The following is a 577-nucleotide window of genomic DNA, read 5'->3' on the forward strand; positions in this document are numbered from 1 at the left end:
CCTCGGTATTTGGCAAAATGTTGAGCAGCTCGGATAACTCGCTGTTTAATTTTTGCAATTTCTGATTCTGTTCCTGCATAAGAGAGAGTTGGGTGTCCCGGTTCTGCATTTCCAGAATCATTTCTGTCATTAAGGTCTGCTGTTCTTCGATTTGCCCAATCATGGACTCCATTAAGGGTATAATTTCCCGGCTTTCTTCTAATGTCATTTAATCGCTCCTTCCATAATGATAATGCACCCGATACTTTTCCAAAGGTGTCCAGTATCTTTTGCAATAACGTGTTTTGTTGTTTTATGATTTGATTTTTCGCTACTTTCCACGAACCTTTTATTTCCTGCCCGACAAGAAACTTTTGTTCAATCTTTCTTGCGTCAGCTCCTTCATGGATGGTAGGAATCTGGAGTTTTCCCTGTTTTTCATAAGAACGGTGATCGACCTGATTATGCAAAGAAAGATGTTCATTACACACCTTTGCCCACTCACTCCGCCATAGTTCACAATTTTTTGGATTGTTCCATCCAGTAGCATCGGTCAGCACCCGTTTCCATTGCAGGCGGTTTCTTGCACCAATCTTCT

General features: G+C 41.4%; 1 protein-coding gene. It reads right to left on the reverse strand.

The genetic code is table 11. The features are described from left to right. Nucleotides 1-577, reverse strand: a 577-nt coding sequence (locus G4417_RS16545; RefSeq protein ID WP_173717708.1) for a MobA/MobL family protein, incomplete at both ends; no start/stop codon positions are given.

It is taken from the genome of Blautia wexlerae (assembly GCF_013300825.1).
In the GTDB taxonomy this organism is placed as follows: Bacteria; Bacillota; Clostridia; order Lachnospirales; family Lachnospiraceae; genus Blautia_A; species Blautia_A wexlerae_B.